We start from the raw sequence: 17,341 nt of genomic DNA on the forward strand, positions 1-17,341 counted from the left end.
AGATGAACAGTTCCGTGAAAATCATCTGTGTTGTTCTGCTGGGCGCCCTGATGGGCATGGGCCTGGCAGGGTGTGAAGCCGATGGCGATGGCAGCAGTAGTGGCAATGTGGGTATCAACCCCAACAGCCGCTCCCTGGACCAGGATGGCGATGGCATTCCTGACAATGTGGACAACTGCCCCCTGAATGCCAATGCCATGCAGGAAGATCAGGATGGCGATGGTATCGGTGATGTGTGTGACGATGACCGTGATGGTGACGGCACCCCTAACGATACCGACAACTGTCCTCTGGTGGCCAATCCGGGGCAGGAAGATACCGATATGGACGGTATTGGTGATGCCTGTGACATGAACAATGACCAGGACAACGACGGCATTGACGACGGCATCGATAATTGTCCCGCGATCTTCAACCCTGAGCAGGGTGATGTAGACAGCGACGGTATCGGCGATGTCTGTGATGACGATGCAGACAATGACGGTGTACCCAACGACACCGACAACTGCGTCTTCACTGCCAACGCGGATCAGCTGGATAGTGACAGCAATGGCATCGGCGATGTCTGTGAAGGTGATGTGGATGGTGACACCATTCCGGATGATCAGGATAACTGTCTGAACACTCCGAATACGGACCAGGCGGATGCCGATCTGGACGGTATAGGTGATGTCTGTGATGACGATCGTGACGGCGATGGCGTACCGAATGGCACCGATAACTGCCCGCTGGCTGCCAATGCTGATCAGGACGATGCTGACAACGATGGTATCGGTGACGTATGTGATCCGGATGGCCCCGGCGGCGATCCGACCGACACTGACGGTGACGGTATTCCGGATGCATCAGACAACTGCCCGATGATCCCCAACGCAGACCAGCTGGACTCTGATGGCGATGGTACCGGTGATGTGTGTGACGCGACCTTCGATTGTACTGACAACTACGTTCCTTTGACGGATGCCAGTTATACCGCCAGCGGTGATGTGCTGGGTGTGTGTCTGGGTTGCAGCGTCGATGATCCGGAGCTGAGCATTGATGCAACCAACGTTACTTTCGCCCAGCTGAATATCGGTGCGGCGCTGGTTTACGGTGGTGCGGCGCTGTCTGTCGATGCCATCAACACCAGCAACGACATCACTGAAGCGGAAATCGGTTTTGTGGTCAGCGATCCGAGTTCCCAGCTGCTGAACGCGGAGCTTCTGGGTAACTTCACCACGATCCGTTTCTATAATGATGGCGTGGAAGTTGACAGTGCTGTGGTCGGTGGTGGTCTGCTTGACCTGGATCTGCTGGGTATTGGCGCCAATACCGACCAGCGCTTCCTGGTAGCACCGAACCCGGGTGTGGCATTTGACTCGGTACAGCTGGACTATGCCGGCTTCGTGAATGCCAACAAGACCTTCCGTGTCCACGATGTTTGCGTGAGTGCCCCTGTGGCGATACCGTAAACTGCATCACGGAAACAGCAAAAGAGAAGGGAGCCCTTGGGCTCCCTTTTTTTGTGCCGCTTCGCGGCAGTCCCGAGTTAACTGGCACGTCCATATCTTCATAGCACCACTCCTCGGATGTGGATTGGCCCGCCCAATCTGAACAGGTACTCTTGTATCAGGATGAGGACATAACGGGGGTATCCATGCGACTAGGTCTGATGTTGATTTTTAGCCTGTGGTTAGCACTGCTGGCCGGTTGCGACTCTCCTGAACCCGAAGTCGGGGAAGCGGTCTCCACCTTCGAAAACTATCAGGACACCGGAGACCTGTCTGACCTGCGTGAGAGAGGCTATATCCGTCTTCTTGCCCCACGTTTTGACGAGCCTTCCGGTCTGCCCCGCGACGGCATTCCCAGCGAGGACTATCAGCTGCAGGCGGAAGCCTTCGTGCGTTCCCTGAACATGGAGCCGCGCTGGGTATATGCCGATGATTTTGATCAGCTGGATGAACTGCTCAATGCCGGCAGCGCCGACATCATCGTGACCAATTATTCGGTTACGGACACCAGAAAGAAAACCCTGGCGTTTTCAACGCCGGTCAATTCGGTCCAGGAGAAACTGGTGATTCCGGCAGCCCTGGCAGATACGCCCGTGTCTGAAATGGAGACACTGGTCATTTCGGTACCCGCCGGGACGGCCTATCAGGAAACCGCGGAGAAACTGGCTCGTCGCCATGAGCATGTTTCGGTGGAAGTGATGGACAGCAACCTTTCCGATGAAGAACTGGTCGCTGCAGTGGCCAGTGGCGAATTGGCGGCTACCATTGTCGATAGCAATATGCTGGATATCTTGCTGGACAACCAGGACGTTTCCAATGCCGCTGTAGCGGGTCCGGTAGTCAACCGAAAGCGTCGTATTGCGTGGGCGGTGCGCAAGGATAGCGCTGAGTTGCTGGACAAGATAAACCAGTACATCACCAGCGAGCGTGTCATTACCTCCGTGGATCAGCCGGAGTTGAGAGACTGGGAGGCGATACAGAAGAAGGGGGTATTGCGAGTGATTACCTCCAACAACCCGGCCAGTTACTTTATGTGGCGCGGGGAGTTGATGGGGTTTGATTACGAACTCATTCGGCACTTTGCCAAGCAGCATCGTCTGCGTGTCAGTGTGAAAGTGAAGGAATCGCCTTCTGCCATGTTCGAGGCCTTGCAAGCCGGCGAGGGCGATGTGATTGCGGCGTCCATGACCCATACGCAGGAGCGTGAGCAACAGGGCTGGATGTTCAGCAAGCGTTATCTGGAAATCAATGAGCAACTGATCGGCCGCGCGGATGACACTCCGCTGGAGAGCCTTGAAAATCTGGCAGGGCGGGCTGTGGCGGTGAGCCCTGACAGTGCTTTCCTGGAGACCTTGACCGCCTTGAAGCAGGACGGACTGGCTTTCGACATTATCACCGTGGAGGGTGTGACCACGGAGCAACTGATTGATGCCGTTGCCCATGGGGTGTACGACCTGACCATGGCTGACAGTCATTTGGCGGCCATGGAAGCCACCTACCGCGATGATATTGCCGTGCTGTATCAGTTCGAGCCAGCCAAGGACATCGCCTGGGGATTGCGCCCTGAGCAGCAAACCCTCAAGGCGCAGTTGGACAAATACATTTCCCGCAATTATCGCGGCTTGTTCTATAACGTGACCTTCAATCGTTATTTCAAGGAAAAGAAAACCATCGCCAATCACGTGGAATACCGGATAACGGCGGGCAAGGAAATTTCGCCGTTCGACGATCTGGTCAAAGACGAATCCCTGAAGTATGGGCTCGACTGGCGGCTGATTACCTCGCAGATGTACCAGGAGAGTCGCTTCAATCCCAAGGCCCGCTCCTTCGCCGGGGCCCAGGGGTTGTTGCAGGTGATGCCACGGACCGGGCGTCAGTTCGGCTACAGCAACCTGACCAACCCGCAAAATGGGGTGGAGGCCGGCCTGGCGTATATGGATTGGCTTGAGCAGCGCTTCCCGGCACGACTGGATCTGGCTGAAAAGCTCTATTTCACCCTGGCTGCCTACAATGCCGGCCATGGCCATGTGGAAGATGCGCGGCGTCTGGCCGAGCGTATCGGCAAGGACCCGGACAAGTGGTTCGGCAATGTGGAGCAGGCCATGTTGCTGCTTTCCAAGCCACAGTATGCCCGTCAGGCCCGCTATGGCTACGTGCGTGGATCAGAGCCTGTGAAGTATGTTCGGGAGATCAAGAACCGCTATCTGGGATATGTGGAGGCGCTTGGGGAGAGCTCCTGAGGGCCTCCTCTGCGTATGCATACCGTTAATGCTGGCAAAATGCCCTTCTGACCGCCTGGTCATGATACAGGGCTGCCATTCCCCCAAAACCGGAGTGTATATAAGGAAATCGGCTTAGTATTTTTATCCAAAGGACATGGATATGTCATTTCCTGCATATATGCATAAAACATCGGGTTCCAGACTGCTGTTGCTTTCTCTGCTGGTAGCCGCGCTTGCTGCCTGTAAGGCGGATGGCGACGGTTCTCCTCCTGGCAGCACCGCAGGTGTCACTCCCAACCTGGCCACGTTGTGCCCGGGCTTGCCGGGAGAAACCAACGATGCGGACAACGATGGTATTGGTGATGCCTGTGACCCGGATCCGGATGGGGACGGCATTCCCAATCAAAGCGACAACTGCCCGCTGGCCAATAACCCTTCCCAGAGTGATCTCGACGGTGACGGCGACGGCGATGCCTGTGATGACGACCGCGATGGCGACGGCGTCAACGACGACGTGGATAACTGTCCTTCCAACGCCAACCCGGGGCAGGAGAACCAGGATGGCGACAGCCTCGGGGATGCCTGTGATAACGACACCGATGGCGATGGTGTCCTCAATACCTCAGATAACTGCCCGCTGACTGCCAACCCCGATCAGATCGATACCGACGGTGACGGTGCCGGGGATGCCTGTGATTCGGGGGCGGATGCTGATGGAGATGGCGTTGATGACGGCGTCGATAACTGTCCTGCGGTGCCGAATCCCGCCCAGACCGATACCGATACCGACGGCCTTGGTGATGCCTGTGACAACGATGATGATGGCGACACCATCGAGGATGGTTCCGATAACTGCCCGTTGACGTTCAATCCGCTGCAGCTGGATACCGATGGTGACGGCAACGGTGACCTCTGTGATTTCGATCTGGACGGCGACGGCATTGTTGATGTGACCGATAACTGCCCGCTGCTGCCCAACCCGGGGCAGGAAGACGTGGACGGCGATGGCCTTGGCGACAATTGTGACCCGGATGACGATAACGACCTGATTCTGGATCCACTGGATAACTGTCCGCTGGTGGCCAATCCGCTGCAGCTGGATAGTGATCTGGATGGGGAAGGGGACGCCTGTGACACTTTCACCGATACCGATGGTGATGACGTAGCCAATGACGTGGACAACTGCCCGCTGATTCCCAACCCGAATCAGACTGATACCGATAATGATGGACAAGGGGATCAGTGCGACCTGGATGATGATGCAGACGGTATTCCGGACCTGGTGGATAACTGCCCGGCTGACGCGAACCCTGGACAGGAAGATACCGATAACGATTTTATTGGTGATGCCTGCGATACCGATCTCGATACCGACGGTGATGGCATTGATGATGGTGTCGACAATTGCCCGGCTGATGCGAATCCCCTGCAGCTGGACACCGATCTTGATGGCCTCGGCAATGCCTGCGACCCGGACAACGACGGCGACGGGGTAGATGACGGTAGCGATAACTGCCCGCTGATCAGCAACACCGACCAGGCCGATACGGACGGCGATGGCATCGGCGATGCCTGTGACCTGCTCACCGACAGTGATGATGACCTGATTGCGGATGCTCTGGATAACTGCCCGTTCAATGCCAACCCGCTACAGGAAGACCGCGACCTGGACGGTATCGGTGATGCCTGTGACGAGGACATCGACAACGATGGCGTGCTGAACGGAGCTGATAACTGCCCCAACAACGCCAATGCGGATCAGCTCGATAGCGATACGGATGGTATCGGTGACGCCTGTGATGGCGACGCAGATGGCGATCTGGTCATTGATGAGATTGATAACTGCCCGTTTGTCAGCAACACCCTGCAGACCGATCAGGATCTTGATGGCATTGGTGATGCCTGCGATGACGACCGCGATGGCGATGGCGTGGCGAACGCCACGGATAATTGCCCCATCATGGCCAATGCGGAGCAGGGCGACAACGATGCTGATGGTGACGGCGATGTCTGTGACCTGGACGATGATAACGACACCGTGTTCGATCTGCTCGACAACTGTCCGCTGACCGCCAATACCGATCAGGCCGATAGTGATTTTGACGGGACCGGCGACGTGTGTGACACCAATACCGATTCCGATGGCGACCTCATTGAGGACGGCGCTGATAACTGCCCGGCTGTGGCGAATCCGCTGCAACTGGATACCGATCTGGATGGTGCCGGCGATGCCTGCGACACGGATGACGATAATGATGGTGTCGAGGACGGCAGCGATAATTGTGCGCTGATCACCAATGCTTCCCAGGCCGATGCGGATGGTGATGGTATTGGCGATGCCTGTGATCCGCTAACGGATACCGATGGCGATCTGATTGCCGATGCCCTGGACAACTGTCCGCTCAATGCCAACCCGCTGCAGACCGACCAGGATCTGGATGGCGTTGGCGATATCTGCGACAGCGACCGTGACGGCGACAACGTGGACAACCAGATCGACAACTGTCCGACCATTCCCAATCCGGATCAGGCCGATGCTGACGGTGATGGCCTGGGCAACCTCTGTGACTCGGATCTGGATGGTGATGGGGTGGCAGATCTGGGTGATAACTGTCCGTTGACCGCCAATGCTAACCAGAGCAATAACGACGGTGATCTGCTCGGGGATGCCTGTGATCCGGATGATGATAATGATCTGGTCGCGGACGTTCTGGATAACTGTCCGCTGACGGCCAACACCCTGCAGTTTGACGCCGACCTGGATGGGATTGGTGATGCCTGTGATACCAACACCGACAGCGACAGTGACGGTATCCAGGATAGCGAAGACAACTGTCCGGCGGATGCCAATCCGGGCCAGGAAGATGCCGACAATGATGATATCGGTGATGCCTGCGATACCGATGCCGATAACGACGGCGTGGATGACGGCGTGGATAACTGCCCGAACACGGCCAACTCGAATCAGGCAGACGTGGATCTGGATGGTGCCGGCGACGTCTGTGATGCCGAGTTCACCTGCAGTGGCACCGGGGGGAACGGGTATGACCCGCTGCTGGCGCCAACTGCCACTGCGTCAGGTGAAGGTTTCGGCTTCCTTTGTATCGGCTGTGGTGTCTCTGATGAGGAAAACGTGATTGATAACAGCGTGGATACCGCTGCGCAGATGTCCGTGATTCTGGGTGTGATTGGTGGTGGCGCTCGCCTGGATGTGGATTCCGGTACCAGCTTTACCGGCAGCAACCGTGCACTGTTCTCGGTGTCCCTGCCGCTGGGGCTGCTGAGTGTGTCACTGCTGGATCAGCTTAGCATCAGTCTGATCAATAACGGCAGTGTGGTAGACAGCTCTGCGGGTGGTGGCTTGTTGACGCTGAACCTGTTGTCACCAGCCGGCGCAGATCAGCAGGTGCTGTTTGTCGACACTGATGAAGAGTTCGATGCCATACGTGTACAGCTCAGTTCCACGCTGGGCCTGCTGACCAGCCTTAACGTGCATCAGAGCTGTGTAGGGCCCACACCCTGAGTTTCCCCTTGTGTAACCCTTTGGCCGGCCTTGCGCCGGCCTTTTATTTGGTGCCGCTCTGCGGCAGCAAGACGCCAGACGCTGGATGCCCGACGCCTGACGCCTGACGTTAAAAGTCGAAATCAAAACCGTTTTAACCACAGAGGTCACAGAGTTCACTGAGCAAAACTGTTTTTACTCAGTGAACTCTGTGACCTCTGTGGCAGGCAAGCTTTCGTGGTTTGGGTTTGTTGTGGGAGTCTGCTTGCAGACGAAGGGTTGGAATTATTCGCGTGCAAGCACGCTCCCACAGTGGGTGTGGGATGTGAGGTTTTCTGTTTTTCCCTCATGACCTCTCTGGCAAAGCTTGTTTCGGGGGTTGGATTTGATCCGTGTCATTCAGCTTTTACATTTCGGTGGTGGAAATCCGGTTTTTTGCCCACAGTGTTATGGTGACTGAATCAAACAAGGAGGATGTGATGGATCGCAAACAGTTGATTGAGCGTCTCAAGGCCATGCTGGATGAGCTGGATAATGACTTCGACCAGTATCAGATCAAGGCCGAGCAGGCTGGGCAGCGGGTTCGCCATGAATGGGAACGCCGTAAACTGGAGCTCAAGGAGCGTCAGGTTGAACTGAAATCCCAAATGGAAAGTCTGCGAAATGAAGGCAATGCCCATTGGGAAGAAGTGAAGGCTAACGCGGAGAAGACCTGGGAAAGCACCAGGGAGAGCTTGAAGGAAATCCGCGACAACCTCTTCAAATAGTACGGCTCACGGCTCGACCGGTAGTGGAGCACAAGATCAGACACCCGGTAAGGGTGTCTGGTCAGGCTGTTCACTCAGGCTAGCCGCTTTTCCAGCCACTGCGAAATGACACCCTGTACTTCGTCCCGGCAAAGGTCATTGAGAATTTCATGACGCCCCGCCGGCCAGAAGTGCGCTTCCACCGGTTGCTCCATGGCATGGAGCACGTTTTCCAGTGCCATCATGCCTTTGCCCATGCTGCTCATGGGGTCCGCTTCGCCGCCTACCAGTAACACGGGCAATGTTTCAGGAAGATCGGATAGCTGCGCCACACTATGAACCTGGCGGAGGCCCTGAATCAGCTGAAACCAGGTTTCTGTGGTGCAATCAAAGCCGCACAGGTCATCGTCGATATACTGTTGCACCTGGTCCGGGTCAGCGCTGAGCCAGTCAAAGTCGGTGGCCGGGTCCGGTACCTGTTTGGCCCAGGTGCCGAAGGTCATCTTGCGTAGCAGCCCACTGGTGCCGCGCTTGCCGTTTTTCATTCGCACCATGCCGACCGGGAGTTGCATCAGTCGGTAGTAGGTACCCGGATGATAATCACTGCCACACAGGATAAGGCCGGCAAGACGCTCACCATGCTGTTGTGAGGTGCCAAGGGCGATAAAGGAACCCATGCTGTGGCCGCCCAGTACGCAGGGCACTTGAGGATGGCGCTCCTGAACCCAGTCGATCACGGCACTGGCATCGCCGATGACGCGGGCCCAGCCATCACTGTCGGCAAAGTGTCCCTTGGGGGTTTGTTCATTGATGCTCAGACCATGGCCCCGATGATCCGGGCAGTAGAGGTGCCAGCCCTGCGCGTTGAGATGCTCGGCCAGCGCACCGTAGCGGCCACCATGCTCCGCCATGCCGTGCAGCCATACCAGCACGCCGCGGCAGTCTGTTTCGGCCGCGGCCCAGTAGTGGATGCCGATGCGGTGCTGGTCATCGGTGGTGAGATGGAGGCGTTCTTCGGTCATAATGGTCTCCCGGCGGCGACGCGTCCTGCGGCTGCCGAAGCAAGCTGTGTTCAAGAGGATGGACAATGATAGCAAGAATAAAGGTAATCCTGACGACCCTGGCTGCACTGATTGTACTTGGCGCCTGCACCAGCAATCAGAATACGGATGTTACCAGCTCTGCACGGGTCAAGGGCCATGAGGCCGGAGATCATGTCAACAAGGTGATGGTCATCGCGCTGGTCGATGACAAGACCATTCGCACGGCACTGGAGAGTCGTGTGGTGAGTGCATTGCAGGAACGCAAGATCGAGGCTTCTCCGTCGCTTCCGGTGCTCGGAGAAAATTATGGTGAGGGCAAGGCGCGCAGTGAGATGGCTGCGGATATCGCCAGCCGTGGTTACGAATCTGCATTGGTTATCACCCTGGTGGATGTGAAGGAAGAGATGCACTACACCCAGGGGGGCATGAATTATGCCCCGGACATCGCCGTGCAAGGGGCCATGGGCCAGACCTATTACGTGCGGCAGAATGCCGTTTATGAGCCCGGCTATTTCAGTAACGACAAGAAGTACTTCCTGGAATCCAACCTGTACCGGCTGCAACCCGAGACGCTACTATGGTCGGCCAAGTCCACCACGGTGAACCCGGCGGACATCGAAGCCGGCACGGCGGGTGTCGCCGACGCAGTGGTGGGGCGCATGGCCAAGGATGACATGATCTGATTCCTGGTTTGCGATGTTGCTGCGGGGGCTCTGGCCCCCGCTTTTGGTTTAGTTATTTTTCACATGCTGTCTGGAGCCCCCATGATTGAATACCGGATTCGCCCCTTACGCCCCGAAGCACACCTGTTCGAAGTCAGTCTGACCGTGGCGAATCCGACTCCGGAGGGGCAGGCGTTTTCCATGCCGGCCTGGATTCCTGGCAGCTATATGATTCGGGATTTTGCCCGTCATCTGGTGCACATCGAAGCGGACTGTCAGGGGCAAACCCTGCCGGTAGCCAAGATCGACAAGCAGACCTGGCAGCTGCCGCCCTGTGACGGGCCAGTGCATATCCAGTATCAAGTGTATGCGTGGGACCTTTCCGTGCGTGGGGCGCATCTGGATACCACCCATGGCTATTTCAACGGCACCTGTGTATTTCTCGCTCCCATGGGTCACGAAGACCTGCCCTGTGAGGTGGAAATCGAAGCACCGGAAGGCCGCGCCTATGAGAACTGGCGGGTAGCAACGGGCCTGACACGGCTGTCTGGCTCTGATCTGGCATTCGGGCGTTTTCGTGCCGACAATTATGACGCGCTGATTGATCACCCGGTAGAAATGGGGCCGTTCGACTACGCCCAGTTCGAAGCCTGCGGGGTACCTCACTGGGTGGTGCTGGCCGGTCGTCATCACACCGATATGGCGCGCCTGTGCCGGGACCTGAAACCCATTTGCGAACACCACATCCGTATGTTCGGCGAGCCGGCGCCCATGGATCGCTACGTGTTCATGACCCTGGTCACCGGCAATGGTTACGGCGGGCTGGAACATCGTAATTCCACCAGCCTGATGTGCGCCCGGGATGATCTGCCCAAACGCACCGATGATCCGCAAAAAGTGCGTGATGGTTATCGGACTTACCTGGGTCTGTGTAGCCATGAATATTTCCATACCTGGAACGTGAAGCGCATCAAGCCGGCGGCCTTTACACCGTTTGATCTCAGCCAGGAAGTTCACACCGAATTGTTGTGGGCTTTCGAGGGCATCACCAGCTACTACGATGACCTGTCCCTGACGCGCACCGGATTGATCAATCCGCAAAGCTATCTGGAGCTGCTGGGCCAGGTTCTGACCCGGGTTTACCGTGGCCAGGGCCGCCACAAACAGACCGTCACGGAATCCAGCTTCGATGCCTGGACCCGTTTCTACCAGCAGGACGAGAATGCCCCCAATGCCATTGTCAGCTACTACACCAAGGGTTCCCTGGTGGCACTGGCGCTGGATCTGACCTTGCGCAATCTCACCGGCGAGAAAAAGTCCCTGGATGATCTGATGCGCGTGCTTTGGGCCCGTTACGGTGAAACAGGGGAAGGGGTGCCGGAGCAGGGCATCCAGCCTATTGCGGAAGAAATCGCCGGGTGTGATCTTTCAGACTTCTTCAATCAGGCGTTGTACAGCACTGAGGATTTGCCCCTGGCAGAACTACTGGCTGAACGCGGTGTGGAGCTGAACTGGCGCAGTGCTGCCGGTCATGGTGACAACGGTGGCAAACCCGGCAAGGACGGTATTCCCAATCTCGGTGTACGTGTCGTGGCCGATCCCCTGGGCGCCAAGATCGCGGTGGCATTTGAACAGGGCCCGGCCATGGCCGCAGGCCTGTCTGCTGGCGATATCATTATTGCCGTGGATGGGCTGCAGGCGACCACTGCCAACCTGGACAACCTGCTGGCCAATTTCCTGCCCGGTGAGACCGTGGAACTGCATGCCTTCCGCCGCGACGAACTGATGACCTTCAAGGTAAAAGTCGCCCCCAGCGAACCCAGCACCGCCTACCTGACTATCGCCAAGGGCGGGCTGACGGAGAAAGGGAAGGCGTGGCTGCATGCCAGTGAAAAGTGAACAGTTAACAGTGAATAGTGAAAAGAAAAATCAAAAGCTAAATTCGCGGGCACTGCCTTGCGTTTTCTTCAACCTGGTGTGCTCGCGCGCTGTTAACTGTTAACTATTCACTGTTCACTTATGCCTCTGAAGTCGTTGTACAACCAGTTGAAAAACGTTCGCCACGCCGACCGTTTCCGTTTGAAGAAACGCGTCGACGGTCTGGCGCGGTTGCCTGAGGAAAAGCGTAGCCAGGGGGCGGTGAACAAGGTGGTTACTGCCATGGCCGCCTCCATCGCCAATCGTGAGCAGCGGATTGCATCCATGCCGACGCTGGAGTGGCCGGACCTGCCGGTGGTGGCCAGCCGGGATGCGATCAAGGCGGCGATTCGCGACCATCAGGTGGTGGTGATTGCCGGTGAGACCGGTTCCGGCAAGACCACCCAGTTGCCCAAGATCTGTCTGGAGCTGGGCCGTGGCGTTGAAGGGACGATTGGGCACACCCAGCCGCGGCGACTGGCTGCCCGTGCGGTGGCCAGCAGGGTGGCTGAAGAGCTGAACAGCCCACTGGGCAGCACCGTCGGCTTCAAGGTGCGTTTCGCTGAACAGGTGAGCGACACCTCTTTGGTCAAGGTGCTTACCGATGGCATGTTGCTCAATGAAATCCAGCAGGATCGCTTCCTCAATCAGTACGACACCCTGATCATCGATGAGGCCCATGAACGCAGCCTCAATATCGACTTCCTGCTGGGTTACCTGAAGCAGTTGTTGCCACGTCGGCCGGACCTGAAGGTGATCATCACCTCGGCCACCATCGACCATGAGCGTTTTGCCGAGCATTTCAATGGTGCTCCGGTACTGGAAGTGTCCGGGCGCACCTATCCGGTGGAAATGCGTTATCGGCCGCCTGTTGAAGGGCAGGAATTGTCTCGGCAGATCGAAGAAGTACTGCAGGATATCCAGCGTGAGGAAAGGCAGCAGGGGCTGCCACCGGCACGGGATGTTCTGGTATTTCTAGCCGGCGAACGCGACATTCGCGATGTCCATCATCATCTCAAGCATTGTGATCTGAGAGACACGGAAATTCTTCCTCTTTACGCGCGACTGAGTCAGGCGGAGCAGCATCGTATCTTTTCTCCCCATCGAGGCCGCCGGGTGGTATTGAGTACCAATGTGGCGGAAACCTCGCTGACGGTGCCGGGCATCCGCTACGTGATTGACGCGGGGACTGCGCGCATCAGTCGCTACAGTGTGCATTCCAAGGTGCAGCGATTGCCCGTGGAGCCGGTCAGTCAGGCTAGTGCCAACCAGCGAGCCGGGCGCAGTGGGCGGATCATGCCGGGGATCTGCTATCGCCTGTACGACGAAGAGGATTTCATTGCCCGCCCCGAATTCACCGATCCCGAGATTCAGCGCACCAATCTGGCCGCGGTGATTCTGCAGATGGCGGATCTGCGTCTCGGCAAGGTGGAAGACTTTCCCTTTATCGAGCCGCCCGATGGCAGGTTGATCCGGGATGGTTACCGATTGCTGGATGAACTGGGGGCGCTCACCGAGAAGCAGACGCTGACGGCCATGGGGCGCCAGCTCGCGCGTTTTCCGCTGGACCCCACGCTGGGGCGGATGCTGGTGGCGGCAGCGGATCGCGATGTCCTTCATGAAACCCTGATCGTGGTGTCTGCCCTGGCGGCCCAGGATCCCCGTGAGCGTCCCCATGACAAGCAGCAGCAAGCGGATCAGGCCCACCAGCCGTTTACGGACAAGCAATCCGACTTTCTGTTCTTTGTGAAATTGTGGCAGTGGGCGGAACAGCAGCGCGAGGCACTTAGCCGTAACCAGTATGAAAAGCTGCTCAAGAAAACCTTTCTGTCGCCCACCCGGATGCGGGAGTGGCGGGATACCCATCGTCAGCTGTTGTTACTGGCCAGGGAGCAGGGCTGGAGCATTAACAAGCCTGCGGTCAATGAAGAGGGGGTGGCCGAAGGGCAGTTCACGGCATTGCATCAATGCCTGCTGACCGGTCTGGTGACCAATGTCATGCAGCGCACGGAAGAGGGCGAGTGGCTCTCAACCCGTAATCGCAAGCCTCTGGTGTGGCCTGGGTCGAGCCTCTCGAAAACCAAGGCTCGCTGGCTGATGGCCGCTGAGCAGGTGGAAACCAGTCGGCTGTTTGCCCGTACCGTGGCGAAAATCGAGCCGGAATGGGTAGAGGCCGCAGCGGGGCATCTGATCAAGCGGCAATACTTTGAACCGCACTGGTCGAAGAAGCGCGGCTGCGCCATGGCCAGAGAGCAGGTGAACCTGTTCGGCCTGATTCTCGCCAGTGGGCGGCGAGTCAATTACGGGCCGATCAATCCTCAGGAGTCCCGTGAGTTGATGATTCGCGAAGGGCTGGTGATGGGCCAGCTGAACCGTGAGCCACCATTCGTGAAGGCCAACCGCGAGCTTTATCAGTCGCTGGAGGCCATGGAACACAAGCTGCGCCGTCGTGACATTCTGGTGGACGAAGAAGTCCGGTTTGCGTTTTACGATGAGCGACTGCCAGAGCACCTGAACACGGTGGCCGGGCTGATGAGCTGGTACAGCAAGAAAGCCGGCAAGGAACAGCAGAAGTCTCTGTTCATGGACAAGGACTTTCTGCTTTCCCGCAGCCCGGAGCTGGCCGGCGGCCAGTTTCCGGACAGCCTGCGGCTGGGGGATCTGACCCTGCCGCTGGAATACAGCTTTGATCCCACCGGGGATCGGGACGGGGTGTCATTACTGGTGCCTCTGGCAGTGTTGAACCAGGTGCCGGAGCCGCGTCTGGACTGGCTGGTACCGGGGCTGCTCAAGGAAAAACTGGAAGCGCTGATCCGCGCCTTGCCCAAGGCTCGCCGCCGCCACTTCGTGCCGGTACCGGACTACGTGGCGGCCTTGCTCGATACCCTCTCTGCGGATGAGCCCTTGCTGCCAGCCATGACCCGGGAGCTGCAGCGCATGACCGGCGTGCGGATCGAGCGAGAGGAATGGCTGGACGGTGAACTGCCGGATCACCTGCGCATGAATATCCGTGTGGTGGACCGGCTGGATGGCAAACCGAAGGTGCTTGCCCAGGCGCGCAGCCTGGCTGAGGTGAAAGAACGGCTGGCCGGCGTGCAGGCAGAGATGCCGGAGCCTGAAGCGCCAGCGGAGATACTTGAGGGGCAGGAATGGGTGTTTGGCTCCCTGCCGGAAACCGATGAGCAGGATATCGGTGGCATGCGCCTGCGGCGCTATCCGGCCCTGCAGGATAATGGTGACCGGGTCACTCTGGTCTACAAGGATGAAGCCGGGGAAGCGGCCTGGCTGCACCGCTGGGGTACGGCGCGGTTGCTGGCCTTCAAGCTGTCGGTACAGCTGCGGGACCTGCGCAAACAGGCCTCGCAGATGGCCGGTTTCCAGAAGCTGAAGAGTGAAAAGGGCGCCATGGCCCGGCATGCCCTGGACTACACCCTGTTGCGGCTGCTGGCCGAGCACTTTCAGTTGGCTGAACCGGTTCGGGATGCAGAGTCTTTCAAGGCGCGGCTGGACGCCCATCGGGGTGATTTTGTGCCCTGGGCCAGCGCGGAACTGAAACAGGTGGCGGACTGGTTCAACCACTACCGCCAGCTGATGGGCAAGCTGGAAAAGAACTTCCCGCTGGCTTGGGCCCATGCCCATCGGGACCTCAAGCAGCAGTTTTCTGTTCTTTTTTGTGAAGATTTCCTGCTGCAGATGCCCTGGGTGTGGTTGCAGGAGTATCCCCGCTATCTGTCAGCCATCGACAACCGGCTGGACAAGCTGGGCGGACAGATCGGCAAGGACCGCACCCTCACCGCCGAGCTGGAAGCCTACGACAAACAGTATGCGACACGGGCAGCAGGGCTGCCGCTGTGGCAGCAGCCAGAGGCACTGCAGACCTTCTTCTGGATGCTGCAGGAGTACCGGGTGAGCCTGTTTGCCCAGCAATTGGGTACCAGGGTGCCGGTTTCCGCCAAGCGGCTAAACAAACAATGGGAGTGTTGTTGACCTGATTGGGAAGGGAAAAGGCGGATACGCCCTTTGCGCCCACGGCCCTGAATCCGGATAATCGCTCCATTGACCTTTTTATGGGCAGGCATTGCCTGCCATTTCGAGTGCGAGGACTCGCTTGTGAGCTATTCTGTCGTGATTTCCGGCACCGGGCTGTGGACCCCGGAGCAGACCATTACCAATGATGAGCTGGTGGCTGCCTTTAACCAGTATGTCGAGCAATTCAATGCCGACAACGCCGAGGCCATCGCTGCCGGAGAAGTGACTGCCCTGGAGGCATCCAACTCTGCCTTTATCGAGAAGGCTTCCGGCATCAAGCAGCGCTATGTGATCAACAAATCCGGTGTGCTGGATCCGGCCCGCCTGGCGCCTTCCATCCCGGAGCGCGGTGATGACGAACTGTCCATTCAGGCCGAGATTGCCGTCAACGCTGCCAAACAGGCATTGGGAAATGCCAATCTGACCGCCAACGATCTGGACGCGGTACTGGTAGCCTGTTCCAACATGCAGCGCGCTTACCCGGCCATGGCCGTGGAAGTGCAGGCCGCACTGGGTATGGAGCATGGCTGGGGTTATGACATGAACGTGGCCTGTTCCAGCGCCACCTTCGGTATTCAGGCCGGTGTGGATGCCATCCGCAACGGTAGCGCCCGCCGGGTGCTGATGGTGAATCCGGAAATCTGCTCTGCGCATCTGGCCTGGCAGGATCGTGATTGCCATTTCATCTTCGGTGATGTGGCCACCGCCGTGATTCTGGAGCGCAAGGAAGACGCAACCTCAGACAACCAGTGGGAAGTGCTGGGTACCCGTCTGCAGACCAAATTCTCCAACAACATCCGCAACAACTTCGGTTTCCTGAACCGCTGTGACGAGAGCGGTGTGGGTGCCCGTGACAAGCTGTTCCGTCAGGAAGGGCGCAAGGTATTCAAGGAAGTCTGCCCCATGGTGGCCGAGCAGATCGGCTCCCATCTGGCCGACACCGAGATTGCGGTAGGAGATCTCAGCCGCATGTGGCTGCACCAGGCCAATCTGAGCATGAACGAGCTGATTTCCAAGCGCGTGCTGGGCCGCCCGGCCACCCGTGAAGAGGCCCCGGTGATTCTGGACGACTACGCCAACACCAGCTCTGCCGGTTCCATCATTGCCTTCCACAAGCACAACAGTGACCTGCCTGCCGGCAGTAACGGGGTGATTTGCTCCTTCGGGGCCGGTTATTCCATTGGCAGCGTGATCGTTAACCGCGTCAAGTAACAACGCTGGACGCCTGACACCGGATGCTTGACGGCCTGTACCCCACAGGTATCGTCACATCCGACGTCAGGCACCATTTTTTTCTCCCCCCTTCTCGTAACGTTTACCTCACAGCTGCATCTCTATATTGTCTATGACAGGTACTTCGTAAAAACGCGGTAGCCTGTGCCGCCGTTGCCTGCGTGGCCGGTGGTCTGGACACCCAAATAATGACGTATGGAGACTCAACATGGCTAAGCTGACCAAACTCAACCCCCTGGCTGCTACCGTAGGTGCTGCCGTTGTTGCCACTGCCATGGCTGCACCGGTTACTGCTGCTGAAAACCCGTTTGCTGTTTCTGACCTGAAAGCCGGCTACCAGCTGGCTGGCGACCACGCTGAAGGCAAGTGTGGCGAAGGTAAATGTGGTGACAAGAAAGGCGAAGGTAGCTGCGGCGAGAAAGGCGGCGAGGGCAAGTGTGGTGAAGACAAAGGCGGTGAAGGAAAATGTGGCGAAGGCAAGTGTGGTAGCGCATAAG

Annotated in this window: 10 protein-coding genes; 9 read left to right on the plus strand and 1 reads right to left on the minus strand. The window is 57.8% G+C overall.

Features of this window, described 5'->3' with window-relative positions:
* Window positions 1-2 precede the first annotated feature (2 nt).
* From MWU49_RS00850 to MWU49_RS00865, 4 genes are all read left to right on the plus strand, one after another.
* On the plus strand, window positions 3-1,451 hold the full coding sequence (locus MWU49_RS00850) for a thrombospondin type 3 repeat-containing protein (protein WP_246966971.1): 1,449 nt from the start codon (window positions 3-5) through the stop codon (window positions 1,449-1,451).
* A gap of 185 nt (window positions 1,452-1,636) precedes the next feature.
* Window positions 1,637-3,730 (plus strand): transporter substrate-binding domain-containing protein, encoded by a 2,094-nt coding sequence (locus tag MWU49_RS00855; protein WP_246966973.1) that lies wholly within the window; start codon window positions 1,637-1,639, stop codon window positions 3,728-3,730.
* A gap of 142 nt (window positions 3,731-3,872) precedes the next feature.
* A complete protein-coding gene (locus MWU49_RS00860) occupies window positions 3,873-7,235 on the plus strand; it encodes a thrombospondin type 3 repeat-containing protein (RefSeq protein WP_246966976.1) in 3,363 nt (1,120 codons plus the stop codon).
* 458 nt (window positions 7,236-7,693) lie between these two features.
* Window positions 7,694-7,981 (plus strand): hypothetical protein, encoded by a 288-nt coding sequence (locus MWU49_RS00865; protein ID WP_246966977.1) that lies wholly within the window; start codon window positions 7,694-7,696, stop codon window positions 7,979-7,981.
* 74 nt (window positions 7,982-8,055) lie between these two features.
* Here MWU49_RS00865 and MWU49_RS00870 read toward each other — a convergent pair whose 3' ends face one another.
* Window positions 8,056-8,982, minus strand: coding sequence for an alpha/beta fold hydrolase (locus MWU49_RS00870; protein ID WP_246966979.1), 927 nt, complete (start codon window positions 8,980-8,982; stop codon window positions 8,056-8,058).
* Between the two features lie 65 nt (window positions 8,983-9,047).
* Here MWU49_RS00870 and MWU49_RS00875 point away from each other — a divergent pair, with 65 nt between their 5' ends.
* The 5 genes from MWU49_RS00875 (at window position 9,048) to MWU49_RS00895 (ending at window position 17,340) form a co-directional block, all read left to right on the plus strand.
* Complete coding sequence (locus MWU49_RS00875) at window positions 9,048-9,686, plus strand: hypothetical protein (protein WP_246966981.1); 639 nt, start codon at window positions 9,048-9,050, stop codon at window positions 9,684-9,686.
* A gap of 81 nt (window positions 9,687-9,767) precedes the next feature.
* Complete coding sequence (locus tag MWU49_RS00880) at window positions 9,768-11,564, plus strand: PDZ domain-containing protein (RefSeq protein ID WP_246966983.1); 1,797 nt, start codon at window positions 9,768-9,770, stop codon at window positions 11,562-11,564.
* A gap of 120 nt (window positions 11,565-11,684) precedes the next feature.
* Window positions 11,685-15,569: an ATP-dependent RNA helicase HrpA gene (gene hrpA / locus MWU49_RS00885; protein WP_246966985.1), complete on the plus strand. Its 3,885-nt coding sequence runs from the start codon at window positions 11,685-11,687 to the stop codon at window positions 15,567-15,569.
* 123 nt (window positions 15,570-15,692) lie between these two features.
* Window positions 15,693-16,823: a beta-ketoacyl-ACP synthase III gene (locus tag MWU49_RS00890; protein ID WP_246966987.1), complete on the plus strand. Its 1,131-nt coding sequence runs from the start codon at window positions 15,693-15,695 to the stop codon at window positions 16,821-16,823.
* 229 nt (window positions 16,824-17,052) lie between these two features.
* Window positions 17,053-17,340, plus strand: a complete 288-nt coding sequence (locus MWU49_RS00895; RefSeq protein ID WP_246966989.1) for a hypothetical protein — start codon at window positions 17,053-17,055, stop codon at window positions 17,338-17,340.
* Window position 17,341 lies beyond the last annotated feature (1 nt).

Origin of the sequence: Alcanivorax sp. S6407 (assembly GCF_023016115.1) — a bacterium.
GTDB lineage: Bacteria > Pseudomonadota > Gammaproteobacteria > Pseudomonadales > Alcanivoracaceae > Alcanivorax.